13 protein-coding genes are annotated in these 14,189 nt (G+C 50.1%); 10 read left to right on the top strand and 3 right to left on the bottom strand.

Annotated features, from left to right (window positions below; all coding sequences use genetic code 11):
• Positions 1-191: 191 nt before the first annotated feature.
• Together tig and bolA are read right to left on the bottom strand one after the other, a co-directional pair.
• Complete coding sequence (gene tig / locus EC843_RS12675) at positions 192-1,490, bottom strand: trigger factor (RefSeq protein WP_064549134.1); 1,299 nt, start codon at positions 1,488-1,490, stop codon at positions 192-194.
• 355 nt (positions 1,491-1,845) lie between these two features.
• Complete coding sequence (gene bolA, locus EC843_RS12670) at positions 1,846-2,163, bottom strand: transcriptional regulator BolA (protein WP_064549136.1); 318 nt, start codon at positions 2,161-2,163, stop codon at positions 1,846-1,848.
• Between the two features lie 305 nt (positions 2,164-2,468).
• Between bolA and EC843_RS12665 the strand changes: the two genes are divergently transcribed.
• From EC843_RS12665 to EC843_RS12630, 8 genes are all read left to right on the top strand, one after another.
• A complete protein-coding gene (locus EC843_RS12665; protein ID WP_064549138.1) occupies positions 2,469-3,047 on the top strand; it encodes a lipoprotein in 579 nt (192 codons plus the stop codon).
• Positions 3,048-3,095: 48 nt separating this feature from the next.
• A complete protein-coding gene (gene ampG, locus EC843_RS12660; RefSeq protein WP_133522333.1) occupies positions 3,096-4,571 on the top strand; it encodes a muropeptide MFS transporter AmpG in 1,476 nt (491 codons plus the stop codon).
• A gap of 473 nt (positions 4,572-5,044) precedes the next feature.
• Positions 5,045-5,992, top strand: coding sequence for a cytochrome o ubiquinol oxidase subunit II (gene cyoA / locus EC843_RS12655; protein ID WP_121814217.1), 948 nt, complete (start codon positions 5,045-5,047; stop codon positions 5,990-5,992).
• Between the two features lie 19 nt (positions 5,993-6,011).
• Complete coding sequence (gene cyoB, locus EC843_RS12650) at positions 6,012-8,003, top strand: cytochrome o ubiquinol oxidase subunit I (protein WP_121814218.1); 1,992 nt, start codon at positions 6,012-6,014, stop codon at positions 8,001-8,003.
• On the top strand, positions 7,993-8,607 hold the full coding sequence (locus EC843_RS12645; protein ID WP_064549145.1) for a cytochrome o ubiquinol oxidase subunit III: 615 nt from the start codon (positions 7,993-7,995) through the stop codon (positions 8,605-8,607). Before cyoB ends, EC843_RS12645 begins: the two co-directional genes overlap by 11 nt.
• Positions 8,607-8,936, top strand: coding sequence for a cytochrome o ubiquinol oxidase subunit IV (locus EC843_RS12640; RefSeq protein ID WP_064549147.1), 330 nt, complete (start codon positions 8,607-8,609; stop codon positions 8,934-8,936). Before EC843_RS12645 ends, EC843_RS12640 begins: the two co-directional genes overlap by 1 nt.
• Before the next feature lie 11 nt (positions 8,937-8,947).
• A complete protein-coding gene (gene cyoE, locus EC843_RS12635; protein ID WP_064549149.1) occupies positions 8,948-9,835 on the top strand; it encodes a heme o synthase in 888 nt (295 codons plus the stop codon).
• Between the two features lie 118 nt (positions 9,836-9,953).
• Entirely contained in the window at positions 9,954-11,324 is a 1,371-nt protein-coding gene (locus EC843_RS12630) for an MFS transporter (protein ID WP_121814219.1), read from the top strand.
• Positions 11,325-11,396: 72 nt separating this feature from the next.
• Here the strand turns inward: EC843_RS12630 and EC843_RS12625 are convergent, their stop codons facing one another.
• Positions 11,397-11,888: a YajQ family cyclic di-GMP-binding protein gene (locus EC843_RS12625; protein ID WP_034457969.1), complete on the bottom strand. Its 492-nt coding sequence runs from the start codon at positions 11,886-11,888 to the stop codon at positions 11,397-11,399.
• A 138-nt stretch (positions 11,889-12,026) separates the two neighbouring features.
• On the opposite strand from EC843_RS12625, the gene panE reads away from it, so the two are divergent.
• Both panE and yajL read left to right on the top strand, forming a co-directional pair.
• The gene (gene panE, locus EC843_RS12620; protein WP_133522332.1) at positions 12,027-12,941 is read left to right on the top strand and encodes a 2-dehydropantoate 2-reductase; all 915 of its coding nucleotides are present in this window, start codon (positions 12,027-12,029) and stop codon (positions 12,939-12,941) included.
• A complete protein-coding gene (yajL, locus tag EC843_RS12615) occupies positions 12,901-13,494 on the top strand; it encodes a protein deglycase YajL (protein ID WP_064549155.1) in 594 nt (197 codons plus the stop codon). Before panE ends, yajL begins: the two co-directional genes overlap by 41 nt.
• The last annotated feature ends 695 nt before the right edge of the window (positions 13,495-14,189 follow it).

Below are 14,189 nucleotides of genomic sequence, written 5' to 3'. Positions count from 1 at the left end.
TTTGAGCCATACCCGTATTTATGGGGATGAGCTTACCCTGTTTCAAGCATAACAACCTTTTCTTGTTACGCTAACCCTGAAACTGCGTTTTATTGATGGGTTTTCAGAGAGTCACTGATAAAAAAAGCCCGCCACCAGTAGGTGACGGGCTTGATGCAGCAATATTTTGGCGATGATGCCAAAAATTATGCTTACGCTTGCTGGTTCATCAGTTCGCTAAAGGTAGTCGCTTTTTCAGACACTTTCGCTTTAGACAGTACGGCTTCAACAGCTTGTTCTTCCAGAGCAACATTACGCATGTTGTCCATCAGTTCTTTGTTTTTGCCGTAGAACTCGATAACTTCAGTCGGATCTTCGTAGGCAGAAGCCATTTCTTCGATCAGACCTTTAACGCGTTCTTCGTCAGCTTTCAGCTCATGGGTACGAATCACTTCGCCCAGCAGCAGGCCAACAACTACGCGACGTTTAGCTTGTTCTTCGAACAATTCACGTGGCAGTTCCAGCGCTTGTTTCTCGTTGCCACCAAAACGCTGTGCAGCCTGGCGACGCAGAACGTCGATTTCGCTGTCGATCAGTGCTGCTGGAACGTCGATATTGTTCGCGTCAACCAGACCGTCGATTGCTTGAGACTTGATGCGGTTACGCACAGCACCTTTCAGCTCACGATCCATGTTTTTACGCACTTCGGTACGCAGGCCTGCAACAGAACCATCTTCAACGCCAAAGCGCTTGATGAATTCTTCAGTAAATTCTGGCAGTTCACGCTCTTCAACTTTCTTCAGAACGATGTCGAACTTAGCCGCTTTACCTTTCAGGTTTTCAGCGTGGTAATCTTCCGGGAAGGTCACTTCGATAGTGAATTCTTCGCCAGCTTTGTGACCAACCAGACCGTCTTCGAAGCCTGGGATCATACGACCCTGGCCCATTGCCAGTACGAAGTCAGATGCTTTGCCGCCTTCGAATACTTCGCCGTCAACAGAGCCGGTGAAGTCGATAGTTACGCGGTCTTCTGCAGTTGCAGCAGCTTCTGAATCTTTCCAGGTCGCTTGCTGTTTACGCAGGGTGTCCAGCATTGCATCAACGTCTTCGTCAGTCACTTCAACAACCGGTTTTTCAACTTCGATTGCTTCCAGACCTTGCAGCTCAACTTCTGGGTACACTTCAAACTCAACCGCGTAGGTGAAGTCTTCGCCCAGTTTGTATTCGCCTGGAACGTAGTTCGGTGCACCAGCTGGATTGATTTTTTCTTTGATGATCGCGTCAACGAAGTTGCGGCTCATCAGTTCGCCCAACACGTCCTGGCGAACAGAAGCGCCATAGCGTTGTGCGATAACAGTCATCGGCACTTTTCCTTTACGGAAACCGTCGATACGGGCTTTCTTTGCCACGTTGACCAGCTCGCTTTTTACAGCGGTTTCGATGCTGTCTGCAGCGATAGTAATCGTGAGACGGCGGCCAAGGCCCTGAGTGGTTTCAACTGAAACTTGCATCTTGTTACCTCAAAAAATCACAGTGCTCGGTCAACTCTGGAAACGCTCAATTGCGCTTCACAGAACCGGGATGCCTTCTGAATCAGAATCACATTCCCTGTCGTCAGAATCGTCCCGAAGACATTCCGAAAAATAAGACGCAGCATTATAGCGGCATCACCAAGGTGAGTCGAGAACGGCAACACAGTGTTGCTGCGGCCCTTTTCACAGTTCTTTTGGATTTATTGCCCAAGCCTTGCGTTAACAACGGCTATTTCAGACAAAACAAAACGGCCCGTAGGCCGTTTATAAAACACGATTCATATACCGCAACATAAAGGAAAAGTTCCCTCAGTTGCAAGCCTGAAGGTTAACTTCAGGCGATTGTTCCTGCTCCACGGCAAGGTGGAGAGGCGAAAATCGTATCCTGCAACCCTTCCCATTCCTTAATGGTGTAGGTGTGCAGAGCCAACGCATGAACAGTGGTAGAGAGTTCAGCACTTAAGGTGCCGTAAATCATTCGATGGCGATTTAAAAAACGCTCGCCGGCGAAACGGTCACTCACAAGAACCACTTTGAAATGGCTCTCCGAACCCGCCGGGACATTGTGACGATAGCTTTCATCCACGACTTCCAGGAACACGGGTTCAAACGCTGCCCTTAATTTTGATTCTATTTGCTCGCGTATCATCATGAACTTTCTCCTCGACTGCGTAGAGATGCCACTCATCCCTTTAAATGTTAGCCGCTTTTTGCCGTTTTAATAACAGAATAACAACAATTATTTAGCTTTCGTCTGATTTTCTTACCCAAGCCCCTGTAGCTTAATGTGATTACGGCACTAATCGAGACCAAAATGGTCAGATTGCTTTGCAACCGCTCAGAAAAAGCGCAACGCGATGAAATTACGTGCGTTAACTGCTTCCACTGGGCATCCGCAGTGTTATGATGGCGTGATTTTTTATCTGCCTGCCCCTTGAGTACATTGAGATAGCGAACATGTTAAAAAAATTATTCTTCCCGTTGGTTGCCATTTTTATGCTGGCCAGCTGCGCAACACCACCAACCACCATTGATGTTTCTCCAACTATCAGCCTGCCACAGCAAGATCCAAGCCTGATGGGCGTAACTGTAAGTATCAATGGTGCAGATCAGCGCAAAGACCAGGCTCTGGCAAAAGTCAGCCGCGATAACCAATTAGTGACGTTGACTCCATCACGTGACCTGCGTTTCCTGCTGCAAGAAGTGCTGGAAAAACAGATGACTGCTCGTGGTTATATGGTTGGGCCAAGCAGCCCGGTTGACCTGCAAATCATCGTAAACCAATTGTATGCTGACGTGTCTCAGGGCAGCGTGCGTTACAACATCGCCACCAAAGCTGACATCATGATTATTGCGACGGCGAAAAATGGCAATAAGCTGAACAAAAACTACCGTTCTAATTACAACGTAGAAGGTGCTTTCCAGGCGACCAACAAGAATATCGCCAATGCAGTAAACTCTGTATTGACTGATACCATTGCTGATATGGCCCAGGACACCAGCGTTCATGACTTTATTAAGCAGAACGCTCGTTAATTAATACCCCACCAGCCCGTGTCATGCGGGCTGGCTGCAGAGCAAAGTATGCCCAACCATTATCTTCGTCTTTTTCAGCAGCCTAAATCAGCCATCCTGTTGATTCTAGGCTTTGCTTCTGGCCTCCCTCTCGCTCTCACCTCCGGCACACTTCAGGCATGGATGACGGTTGAGAACATCGATCTTAAAACCATTGGTTTCTTCTCGCTCGTCGGGCAAGCCTATGTGTTTAAGTTCCTGTGGTCGCCAGTGATGGACAGATATACGCCACCGCTGCTCGGTCGGCGGCGTGGTTGGTTGCTGATTACACAGATACTGCTGTTGGTTGCGATTGCCGGTATGGGTTTTCTGGAACCCGGTTCGCAATTGCGGTGGATGGCGGCACTGGCCGTTATTATTGCTTTTTGCTCTGCCTCGCAAGATATCGTCTTTGATGCCTGGAAAACCGATGTTCTCCCGGCCGAAGAACGGGGTACAGGCGCGGCAATCAGCGTGTTGGGCTACCGCCTGGCAATGTTAGTTTCTGGTGGTTTAGCGCTCTGGCTTGCCGACAGACACCTCGGCTGGCAAGGCATGTACTGGCTGATGGCGGCACTGATGTTGCCATGTATCATCGCAACTTTACTGGCCCCAGAACCGACTGACGCGATACCGGTTCCCAGAAGCCTGGAACAAGCAGTCGTCGCCCCGCTGCGTGATTTTTTTGGTCGCAACAATGCGTGGCTCATTCTGCTGCTGATTGTGATGTACAAACTTGGCGATGCATTCGCCATGAGTTTAACCACCACATTTTTGATCCGTGGTGTGGGTTTTGACGCGGGTGAAGTCGGCATGGTGAATAAATCACTGGGTCTGATTGCCACCATTATCGGTGCCTTGTACGGCGGCATTTTGATGCAGCGCCTGTCGCTGTTCCGCGCCCTGCTAATATTTGGCATTTTACAGGGGGTTTCCAACGCGGGTTATTGGCTCCTGTCGATAACCGATAAGCATATGATCAGCATGGCTTCAGCGGTCTTCTTTGAAAATCTCTGTGGCGGTATGGGCACAGCAGCATTTGTCGCGCTGCTGATGACGTTATGTAATAAATCGTTTTCTGCGACCCAATTTGCGCTGCTATCTGCACTCTCCGCCGTAGGGCGAGTTTACGTGGGGCCGATAGCCGGTTGGTTCGTTGAAGCTCAGGGCTGGCCGACGTTTTATTTATTCTCCGTTGTTGCAGCAGTGCCGGGCATCCTGCTCCTGTTGGTTTGCAGAACCACGCTGGAATACACCCAGAATAACGATAGTTTCTTACCGCGAAGCGAGTTTTCTTCAGCCTATCGCATTGCGCTAAGAGCGTTAATGCTAGGTTGTGCACTTCTGGCGGTCTGGCTTGTGGTGTTGATTACCAACGCTACGGGTCTGACTAATTGGGCGTTCAACATTCAGTTCCTGGAGTGGGGAGCGTTGTTTGCTATCGGTGGGATTGTGTTTGGCGGGTTACTTGATTACCTGGCCTTACGGAAAACAGCTTTAATGTAGAAGTCGTAGGTAAATAAAAATAATAAGTTTCGGTGTGTAACTATATTGTTCGATTAACACACAACGTTGTCTGGGGTGAATTATTTCTCGTCAGCAAAACTCTTTTTTTACATTATTAGCAGGAAAATTATTTCCCCCCTGCCTTTAACCGATTCAGCTTTTGGTTAAATAAATTTGTAGATCATTTCGTTTAGCAATTGATGCTAATTTGTTAAAATTATGTTTATTAAAATGATTGGTTATACCAATTAACCTGTACTATTTGTGACAAAGCAGGTTTTCGTTATAACTCAGCCAGCCTGCGGGCTATCTCGATATTTTACAGTTTGTTGCATTCTATGTGACATTGTTGGCAGAACCCGGTAACACCCTACTGACACTACGCCATTCATGTTTACAGTAATGTAACCTTCCCGTAAAATGCCTTCACACTTTAAACGACAATTAGAGCTCCCCGGAATTGAGGTCGTTAAATGAGACTCAGGAAATACAATAAAAGTTTGGGATGGTTGGCATTAATTACAGGCACTTTTTTACTGAGTGGCTGTGATTCTGCGCTTCTGGACCCCAAAGGACAAATTGGACTGGAACAACGTTCATTGATACTGACAGCTATTGGGCTGATGTTGATAGTCGTTATACCCGCTATCGCAATGGCTATCGGTTTTGCCTGGAAGTATCGTGCTTCAAACAAAAACGCCAAATACAGCCCCAACTGGTCGCACTCGAACAAAGTTGAAGCTGTGGTCTGGACGATTCCTATCCTTATCGTCATCTTCCTCGCGGTACTAACCTGGAAAACCACGCACGCTCTTGAGCCAAGCAAACCGCTTGTTCACGATGCGAAGCCGGTGACCATCGAAGTTATCGCTATGGACTGGAAATGGTTCTTCATCTATCCAGAGCAAGGTATTGCAACGGTTAATGAAATTGCCTTCCCGGCCAACACCCCGGTGGAATTCAAAATCACTTCTAACTCGGTGATGAACTCCTTCTTTATTCCGCAACTGGGTAGCCAGATCTACGCAATGGCAGGTATGCAGACTAAATTGCACCTGATTGCAGACGAAGCAGGCACCTACGACGGTATTTCGTCTAACTACAGCGGTAAAGGTTTCTCCGGTATGAAGTTTAAGGCTATCGCCACACCGGATATGGATACCTTTAACCAATGGGTTGCTAAAGCGAAACAATCTCCAGAAGTCATGAATGACATGGCGACTTACGAGAAGCTTGCAGCACCAAGCGAATACAACAAAGTCGAATACTTCTCCGCTGTTAAACCTGATTTGTTTAAAGACGTTATTAACAAATTCATGGGACACGGGAAGAGCATGGACATGACCCAGCCAGAAGGTGAGCACGCAGCACATGAAGGTATGGAAGGCATGGACATGAGTCACGCGGAAACCTCTCACTAAGGGGCCGAGGAATAATACGATGTTCGGAAAACTTACACTGGATTCAGTCCCATACCATGAACCCATTATCATGGTTACGGTGGCAGCAATTATCGTCGGGGGACTGGCGCTAGTTGCAGCTATCACTTACTTCGGTAAGTGGGAATATTTATGGAAAGAGTGGTTCACCTCGGTTGACCACAAACGCCTCGGCATCATGTATGTGATCGTCGCTATCGTCATGCTGCTGCGTGGCTTTGCCGATGCCATCATGATGCGTAGTCAGCAAGTGCTGGCCTCCGCCGGAGAAGCAGGCTTCCTGCCACCTCATCACTACGACCAGATCTTTACCGCCCACGGCGTAATCATGATCTTCTTCGTAGCGATGCCATTTGTTATCGGCCTGATGAACGTTGTCGTGCCGTTGCAGATTGGTGCGCGTGACGTAGCCTTCCCATTCCTGAACAACCTGAGCTTCTGGTTCACCGTTGTGGGTGTGGTGCTGGTTAACCTGTCTCTTGGGGTAGGTGAATTCGCGCAAACCGGTTGGGTGGCTTATCCACCGCTATCAGGCATTGAATACAGTCCGGGGGTCGGCGTCGACTACTGGATATGGGCACTGCAACTCTCGGGTATCGGTACGACATTAACGGGTATTAACTTCTTCGTTACTATCCTTAATATGCGTACGCCTGGCATGACAATGTTCAAAATGCCGGTGTTTACCTGGGCTTCGCTGTGTACCAACGTACTGATTATCGCGGCATTCCCAATCTTCACCGTGACCGTCGCACTGTTAACCCTTGACCGCTACCTTGGCACCCATTTCTTTACCAATGATATGGGTGGCAACATGATGATGTATATCAACCTCATCTGGGCATGGGGCCATCCGGAAGTTTATATTCTGGTGCTGCCGGTGTTTGGTGTGTTCTCTGAAGTGGTTGCGACATTCTCGAAAAAACGCCTGTTCGGTTACACCTCTCTGGTGTGGGCGACCATCGCGATTACGGTACTGTCGTTCATCGTTTGGCTGCACCACTTCTTCACCATGGGCAGCGGCGCGAACGTTAACGCCTTCTTTGGTATCGCCACCATGATTATCGCCATCCCGACCGGGGTGAAGATCTTCAACTGGCTGTTCACCATGTATCAAGGCCGTATTGAGTTCAACTCCGCAATGCTGTGGACCATTGGTTTCGTCGTCACCTTCTCTATCGGTGGCATGACCGGTGTTCTGTTAGCGGTTCCGGGTGCTGACTTCGTCCTGCATAACAGTCTGTTCCTGATTGCTCACTTCCATAACGTGATTATCGGTGGTGTGGTATTCGGTTGCTTCGCAGGCCTGACTTACTGGTGGCCAAAAGCCTTTGGCTTCACGCTGAATGAAACATGGGGCAAGCGCGCCTTCTGGTTCTGGATCATCGGCTTCTTCGTAGCATTTATGCCGTTGTACGTGCTGGGCTTCATGGGTATGACCCGTCGTCTGAGCCAGCAGATTGATCCGCAGTTCCACACTCTGCTGGTTGTTGCAGCTTGTGGTGCCGCGCTGATTGCTCTGGGCATCCTGTGCCAGCTGATTCAGTTCTACGTCTCAATTCGTGACCGTGAGCAGAACCGCGACCTGACCGGTGACCCGTGGGGTGGCCGTACGCTGGAGTGGGCAACCTCCTCCCCTCCTCCGTTCTACAACTTTGCCCACTTGCCACACGTTCATGAGCGTGATGCATTCTGGGAAATGAAAGAGAAAGGCGAAGCGTACAAACAGCCAGCGCATTATGAAGAAATTCATATGCCACGTAACAGCGCTGCGGGCATCATTATTGCCGCGTTCGCTACCGTGTTTGGTTTCGCGATGATCTGGCACATCTGGTGGCTGGCGATTGTTGGCTTTGCCGGCATCATCATCACCTGGATTGCGAAAAGCTTCGACGAAGATGTGGATTACTACGTTCCGGTTGCGGAAGTCGAAAAACTGGAAAACCAGCATTTCGATGAAATTACCAAAGCAGGGCTGAAAAATGTCAACTGAAACTCTCACTCACGCTAACGCCCACGCCGCTGAGCATGGGCATCACGATGCAGGAACCAATAAGGTCTTTGGTTTCTGGATCTACCTGATGAGCGACTGCATTCTGTTCTGTTGCTTGTTTGCTACTTATGCTGTTCTGGTGAACGGCACTGCCGGCGGCCCGGCAGGGAAAGACATTTTCGAACTGCCGTTTGTGCTGGTCGAAACTGCCCTGCTGTTGTTCAGCTCCATCACTTACGGCATGGCGATCATCGCCATGAACAAAGACAACAAGAGCCAGGTTATCTCCTGGCTGGCGCTGACTTTCCTGTTTGGTGCGGGCTTCGTCGGGATGGAAATCTATGAATTCCATCACCTGATTAAAGAAGGTTTCGGGCCGGATCGTAGCGGCTTCCTGTCAGGCTTCTTTGCCCTGGTCGGAACGCACGGTCTGCACGTGACTTCTGGTCTGGTCTGGATGGCGTTGATGATGTTCCACGTCTACCGTCGCGGCCTGACCAGCGCTAACCGTACTCGCCTGATGTGCCTGAGCTTGTTCTGGCACTTCCTGGACGTAGTATGGATCTGCGTATTCTCTGTTGTTTATCTGATGGGGGCGATGTAATGAGTCATTCAACTGAACACGCAGGCGCCCACCACGGTAGCGTTAAAACGTATCTGACCGGCTTTATCCTGTCGATAATCCTAACGGCAATCCCGTTCTGGATGGTGATGTCAGGAACAGCCTCCCATGCCGTGATTCTCGGCACGGTACTGGTTAGTGCCGTGGTACAGATTTTGGTTCACCTGGTGTGCTTCCTGCACATGAATACCTCTTCTGAAGAGCGTTGGAACCTGGTGGCCTTTGTCTTTACCGCACTGATAATAGCCATTCTGGTGGTCGGCTCTATCTGGATTATGTGGAACCTCAACCAGAACATGATGGTTCACTAAGAGCAGCCTATATGATGAAGCGGTACCTACAAGTCACTAAACCAGGAATTATTTTCGGCAATTTAATTTCTGTCATTGGGGGATTTTTACTGGCCTCAAAGGGCAGCATTGATTATTCCCTGTTCATCTCCACTCTTGTTGGGGTGTCGTTGGTCGTGGCGTCGGGTTGTGTATATAACAACTTCATCGACCGTGACATCGACCGCAAGATGGAGCGAACCAAGAACAGGGTTCTGGTCAAAGGCCTGATTGCGCCGAAAACCTCGCTGGTATACGCCACCTTGTTGGGTATTGCTGGCTTCATGCTGCTGTGGTTTGGTGCTAATCCGCTAGCCATGTGGTTAGGCGTGATGGGCTTTGTGGTTTATGTCGGCGTTTATAGCCTGTACATGAAGCGCAAATCTGTCTACGGCACACTGATTGGCAGCCTTTCCGGTGCAGCACCGCCAGTGATTGGTTACTGTGCGGTGACCGGCGAGTTTGATACTGGTGCTTTGATCCTGCTGGCTATCTTTAGCCTGTGGCAGATGCCGCATTCCTATGCGATTGCCATCTTCCGCTTTAAAGATTACCAGGCTGCTAACATTCCGGTGTTGCCAGTGGTTAAAGGGATTTCGGTCGCCAAGAACCACATCACGCTGTATATCATTGCGTTCGCTGTTGCCACGCTGATGCTGACTCTGGGCGGTTACGCTGGATATAAATATCTGGTGGTAGCTGCTGCGGTGAGCGTCTGGTGGTTGGGCATGGCATTACGCGGATATAAAGTGGAAGACGATAAAGTCTGGGCGCGCAAACTGTTCGTCTTTTCCATCGTCGCTATCACTTCACTGAGCGTGATGATGTCGGTCGATTTCATGGTGCCAGATTCACACAATCTGCTGACTTACGTCTGGTAAGTTCTGAACCTGATAAAAGGGCACTTCGGTGCCCTTTTTTATTAGTACTATCAATGTATCCATTTACCCCCCTTTACCCACGCACTACACTAAGGCCTGCATTTTATCTGAGGTGGTAATGAACGATTATAAAATGACGCCCGTCGAGTTACGTGCGACGTGGGGTTTAGGCACGGTCTTTTCACTGCGCATGCTCGGCATGTTTATGGTGCTGCCCGTTCTTACTACTTATGGGATGGCCTTACAGGGCGCAAGCGAAGCACTGATTGGCATCGCCATCGGTATTTATGGCCTGGCGCAAGCTATCTTCCAGATCCCTTTTGGCCTGCTTTCTGACCGCATTGGCCGCAAACCGCTGATTATTGGCGGCTTGCTGATTTTCGTTCTCGGCAGCGTGATTGCGGCACTTTCTGAATCTATCTGGGGCGTGATCCTTGGCCGTGCGTTGCAAGGCTCGGGTGCCATTGCCGCAGCCGTCATGGCACTGCTTTCTGATTTAACCCGTGAGCAAAACCGAACCAAAGCGATGGCGTTTATCGGTGTGAGTTTTGGGGTTACGTTCGCCATTGCGATGGTCCTCGGCCCAATCATTACTCATAGCCTTGGCTTAAATGCTTTGTTCTGGATGATTGCGATTCTGGCAGCCTGCGGCATTCTGATAACTCTGTTGGTGGTGCCAAATTCCAAAAATCATGTGCTGAACCGCGAGTCAGGCATGGTCAAAGGCTGCTTTAGCAAAGTGCTGGCGGAACCGAAATTACTCAAGCTCAACTTTGGCATCATGTGCCTGCACATTATGTTGATGTCGACGTTTGTCGCCCTTCCGGGCCAGCTCGAACAAGCCGGTTTCCCGGCGGCTGAGCACTGGAAAATTTACCTCTGCACCATGCTTATCGCTTTTGCATCGGTGGTGCCTTTTATCATTTATGCAGAAGTAAAACGCCGCATGAAGCGCGTGTTTGTTGGCTGCGTGGCACTGCTGCTGATTGCTGAAATCGTGCTTTGGGGCTCAGGCCCGCACTTCTGGGAACTGGTGTTGGGTGTGCAGTTGTTCTTCCTCGCCTTTAACCTGATGGAAGCTATTTTACCTTCGCTGATCAGTAAAGAATCGCCAGCGGGTTACAAAGGTACGGCGATGGGGATTTACTCCACCAGCCAGTTCCTGGGCGTGGCGATTGGCGGTTCGTTGGGTGGCTGGATTGATGGGTTGTTTGATTCGCAAACCGTCTTCCTGGCGGGAGCATTACTGGCAATGATATGGCTGCTGGTCAGTAGCACCATGACAGAACCACCTTATGTCGCCAGCCTACGAGTTGAGCTGCCTGAAGATGTCGCCGCCGATGAATCTTTGAAGCAGCGTTTGCTGGCTCAAGCGGGCGTAAGTGAAGTGAATATTATTGCGCAGGAGCGCAGCGCTTACGTGAAGATCGACAGTAAGCTGACGAACAGGTTTGAGATTGAACAGTTGGTAAAACAACCCTCACCCTAACCCTCTCCCTGAGGGAGAGGGAATATTCTTTTCCCCCTCTCCTGCAGGAGAGGGCCGGGGTGAGGGCGAGCTTTAATCGCGGAAGTTCTTAAACTGGAACGGCTGACCCAAATCACCACCACGAACCAGCGCCATTGCGGCCTGTAAATCGTCGCGAGACTTGCCCGTTACGCGCAGTTCTTCACCCTGAATCTGCACCTGAACTTTGGCCTTGCTGTCTTTAATCAGCTTGACGATTTTCTTGGCGATAGCAGATTCAATGCCCTGCTTGAGCTTAGCTTCCACGCTCCAGGTTTTACCGCTGTGCACAAACTCTTCCGGCACATCAATTGAAGCCCCTTCGATACCGCGCTTGAGCAGCTTGGCACGAAGAATATCCAACAGTTGGTTAACCTGGAAATCAGACTCGCTGGCAACTTTAATGGACTGATTTTTCTCATTCAGTTCAAACGTTGCTGGCACATTACGGAAGTCAAAACGAGTTGCAACCTCGCGCTCCGCGTTTTCAATCGCGTTACGTACTTCCTGGATATCAATTTCAGACACGATGTCAAAAGATGGCATGCTTTCTTCTCCCTCTCTTCTTGTTGCGTTGCATAATACCTGCTGAGCCGAGCAAAACAACCCGTTAAAGCAGCCCAGAGCCCTGTATAATAGAGAATATGTACAACATCAGTGGCTAAACGCTGATGGGGAGGCAAAATGAAAATTACCGTGCTGGGTTGCGGTGCGCTCGGCCAACTTTGGCTGGCATCACTTTTTAAACAAGGACATGAAGTTCAGGGATGGTTGCGTGTGCCGCAGCCATTTTGTCATGTCAACGTGATTGAAACCGATGGCAGCGTCTTCAATCAAACGTTTATCGCCAACGATCCTGATTTTCTCGCCAATAGTGATTTACTGCTGGTAACGCTGAAAGCCTGGCAGGTTTCAGGTGCTGTGAAAACCCTGGCCAGTACTCTACCGGTACACTGCCCTATTCTGCTGCTACACAACGGCATGGGTACACTTGAAGAATTGCGCACAATCCCGCAGCCGCTGTTGTCTGGCGTCACCACTCATGCGGCGCGTCGTGACGGAAACCTGATTATTCATGTCGCGAACGGCATCACGCATATTGGACCAGGAAACGAAGCGGGCAACGATTTTAGTTTCCTTGCCGATATGCTGCACCACGCATTACCTGAAATGGCCTGGCATAACGATATTCAGTTCGCCAACTGGAAAAAGCTAGCGGTAAACTGTGTGATAAACCCACTGACCGCACTCTACAACTGCCCGAATGGTGAGCTGCGCCATCATCAATTTGAAATCACCGAGATTTGCCAGGAAGTGGCGGTGGTGATGGAGCGCGAAGGCCACCATACCTCTGCCGAAGACCTGCTTTATTATGTCAGCAACGTTATCGAAAGTACGGCGGCGAACATCTCATCAATGCTTCAGGACGTGCGAGTCGAACGCCACACCGAGATTGATTACATCACGGGTTATTTACTGCAACGCGCGCGCACCCATGGCCTGTCTGTGCCAGTGAACAGCCGCTTGTATGAACAGATTAAGCGTAAGGAGAATGAATATGAGCGCTCGAGCACTGGTTTGCCTGGCTCCTGGAACTGAAGAAACAGAAGCGGTCACCACAATTGATCTTCTGGTTCGCGGTGGTATTAGCGTCACCACAGCAAGCGTTGCCAGCGACGGAAACCTGACGATAACCTGTTCACGTGGGGTAAAACTACTGGCGGATGCCCCGCTGGTTGAAGTGGCAGACGGAGAGTTCGACATCATCGTGCTACCCGGTGGATTGAAAGGCGCGGAGTGTTTTCGCGATAGCCCGTTGTTAGTTGAAACCGTGCGCCAGTTCCATCTTTCAGGGCGTATTGTCGCCGCCATTTGTGCCGCAGCCGGTACGGTACTCGTTCCACATGAGCTATTTCCAGTGGCGAATATGACTGGTTTTCCTGGCCTGAAAGAAACCATTCCGGAAGCCCAGTGGCAGGATAAACGCATAGTCTGGGACCCGCGAGTCAACTTGTTAACCAGCCAGGGGCCGGGAACGGCAATTGATTTTGCACTGAAGATTATTGATTTACTGGTGAGCCGTGAGAAAGCTCATGAGGTTTCACAACAGTTGGTGTTGGCGGCAGGGATTTACAGTTACCGGGATTACTAAAGCACCCTCACTCAGGCCCTCTCCCTGAGCTGTCTCTTCGTCACATCTTTGTGAGACGGGAGACAGTTCCGCTCACCCGACGTTCAGTGTTTCATATAGCCACTGAACTGGTGAACGTCTTAGGGTGGCCACCGTCGCCACCCTAAGAACCCGGACTCCCGGCAAATCAATCGCCGCAAGCGGTAAACACCGTTTTTCACCCAACATTCGGGGTCGTTCGCGACTCGTTCCCGACGATCGCTCTCTCACGTGGTTCCCGACCACGTGACCCCAACTGAAGGGTAAAAAACGGTGCGATTGAAGCCGGAACACAAGGTCAACGTCAAAACCCAAAGACCACACCGAGCCGGTTTTGACCTTGTTCCCGGTATAAATTGCCCCAGTGTTCCCCCATAAGTCAGGGTTGAGCTGCCGGGAGCAGCGAAAGAGAGCGATCGTCGGGAACGCGTCGCGAACGACCCTGATGTTGGGGATAAGCTGGGGTTTACCGCGCAGCGGCAATTTAATGACCGGGCGCCTGGATTATCAAGGGGTTGGCGTTAACCCCTTGATACGTTCACCGTTTTCGGAAATTAAAGAGATAACAGAACGCACGGGTGAACGGAAAATCAACGAGGCTTACAGGTCTCACCCTGACAAAATGCCCGGGTGAGTTGTGTATAAGAGACAGCTCCCTGAGGGAGAAGGCCGGGATG

This window comes from Buttiauxella sp. JUb87 (assembly GCF_004361975.1).
GTDB classification, from domain to species: domain Bacteria; phylum Pseudomonadota; class Gammaproteobacteria; order Enterobacterales; family Enterobacteriaceae; genus Buttiauxella; species Buttiauxella ferragutiae.
The sequence above is the reverse complement of the archived record's forward strand: the minus strand, read 5'-3'. Positions and strand labels throughout refer to the sequence as shown.